Source organism: Syntrophorhabdaceae bacterium (genome assembly GCA_028713955.1).
Classification (GTDB): Bacteria; Desulfobacterota; Syntrophorhabdia; order Syntrophorhabdales; family Syntrophorhabdaceae; genus UBA5609.
On the sequence record JAQTNJ010000207.1, the window covers coordinates 2,996 to 5,477 of the forward strand.

Consider the following 2,482-nt stretch of genomic DNA (forward strand, 5'->3'; position numbering starts at 1 on the left):
TACGGTCGTCGGGCAGAAATTTTATCGTATACACTGGCATATCCGCAATGTTATGAATTGTAGCAGATTATCCCCCAATTTTAAATATACTATATCTGTTAATAATCTTTTATCACAAATACCTTATTAATAGTTCATTGACGTAAACTTCGTAACACCCTTATTTTCTATTATTTTATTGACACAAATACCTGACTGGGCTATAATCGTTCACCATAATGAACTATGTATAATGCTCCTATTATAAAAAAGGCCCTTGAGGTCATCAAACTCATCATCGATGAGAATAAACCATTGGGCGTAACAGAGATAGCCAAATCATTATCCCTCAGTAAAAGTACGGTCTTTGGCATACTTAAGGCCCTTCAGGAAAGCGGTTTTATCGCAAAAAACAGGACTACAAAGAAATATATCGTTGGCCGGGAACTCCTTGAACTTGCAAAAACGATCCTCCGTGGAGGAGAGCTTACGACGGTTGCGAGACCATTTCTCGAAAAACTTGCTGAGGTTGCCGATGAGACAGTCTTCCTCTGTGTCAAAGAGGACCATGTCGTAAAGGTTGTGGACACGATCGAAGCGAAGAAGACGTTGAAAATATCTTCCCCCGTCGGCACCAAGATCCCGATCACCGCATCTGTTTTGTGCAAGGTATTTCTCTCTCCCTTTGGAAACGATGAGATCAGGAACTTCCTCAAGGAACGGGGCCTGCCGAAATATACCGAGAACAGCATAACCGACATAGAACTCTTCATCGAAGAGGTCGAAAAGACAAGGAGAAACGGTTACGGGCTTGATCTCGAAGAATATATGAAAGGCGTCAGGGCCATTGCTACTCTCATATATTCACAGGATGTTCCTGTCGGCGCCATCTGCATCCTGGGGTTCACCGGCTCGATGACAGACGGAAAACTGGGCACCATGGCCATGAACCTGTTTGAGACCGCACAGAAGGTCAGTCAGAACCTCACACAGCTCAATATAAAGGCATAAAGGCAGCAGAGAGCTGATAGTCGATAGCACGAAACCCGTAAGTCGTAGGGATGAGATTGCCGCGCTGCGCTCGCAATGACAACCCGCTCTTCCTGTGCCGTACAGTTTTTCTCCCTTTACGAATTACGATTCACGGGATTTATCGCCTTACTAATTACGACTCACGAATTACGGAGTGTTCTGCTCCTCTCACCCTCTCACCTTCTCACCCTCTGCTCTTCTCTCCGTTGCCTGGCCGTTATTAATTGTTTGAATATGGCCGGCAGACAACGTATAATTCTTACTATGGGTAAAGTATACCTCGTAGGCGCAGGTCCTGGCAATTTCAAGCTTATTACCCTGAGAGGACTTGAGCTTATCCAGCACGCAGATGTCATCATCTATGACAATCTCGTCAATAAAGACCTCATCGCCTTTGCAAAGGACAATACTGAACTGATCTATGCAGGCAAGAAGGCATCACAGCACGAACTACCCCAAAAGGATATCAATGCCCTCCTTCTGAAAAAGGCCGGGGAAAATGCCGTCGTTGTGAGGCTCAAGGGCGGCGACCCCTTCATCTTCGGGAGAGGCGGCGAAGAGGCAGAGTTCTTAGCTGACCACGGGATTGTATGTGAGATCGTTCCCGGCGTGACCTCTGCCATCTCTGTGCCTGCTTATGCGGGGATCCCCCTGACCCACCGGGATCATGCGTCAACGGTAGCATTTATTACAGGCCACGAGGACGAGAAGAAAACAGCCTCCACGATCAGGTGGCATGAATTGGCTAATGGTCCTGAGACCCTCGTATTCCTCATGGGCATCAAAAACCTTCATATCATCGCCAGGCGCTTGATCAGAGAAGGCAAGGATCCCGACACGCCTGCGTGTATTATACAATCAGGCACGCTGCCGACGCAGAAGGTCGTAACAGGACCGTTGAAACTGATCGATTCACTGGTAAAAAACGCCGGTATCAAACCCCCCGGCATCATTATCGTCGGCAACGTCGTAAGCCTCAGGGACAAGCTTGCATGGTTTGAAAAAAGGTCCTTATTCGGAAAGAAGGTTGCTGTCACACGGGCGCCCCGCCAGTCGATAAGGCTGGGACGACTGCTCACCGAAAGGGGCGCACAGGTGATCCATGTACCAACGATAGAGATACTGGCCATCAAACCAAATGCACGGCTATTGAAGGCAATCAATTCTCTGCAATCGTATTACTGCATCATCTTTACGAGCGTCAACGCCGTATCGGTCTTCTTTGATACGCTCTATAAAAAAGGAAAAGACATCAGGTCTCTCCACGGCATCAAGGTCATCCCCATTGGTGATGCAACTGCATCACTTCTCTCTGCAAAGGGGGTCATCCCCGATCACATGCCGGGTCAGTTTACCTCTGAAGGGATTATAGAGACCCTCGGTCAGCTTACAGTAAAGGGGAACAGGTTCCTTTTGCCGAGGGCGGCAGAGGCCCGTGATGTTATCGTTCAATTCATCAGAACACACGGCG

At 48.0% G+C, this 2,482-nt stretch carries 2 protein-coding genes; both read left to right on the forward strand.

The features are described 5' to 3' along the window. The first annotated feature begins 225 nt into the window (after window positions 1–225). A complete protein-coding gene (locus tag PHU49_13825) occupies window positions 226–990 on the forward strand; it encodes an IclR family transcriptional regulator (protein MDD5245083.1) in 765 nt (254 codons plus the stop codon). 285 nt (window positions 991–1,275) lie between these two features. Next, window positions 1,276–2,482, forward strand: a 1,207-nt coding sequence (gene cobA / locus PHU49_13830) for a uroporphyrinogen-III C-methyltransferase (protein MDD5245084.1), incomplete at its 3' end; no start/stop codon positions are given.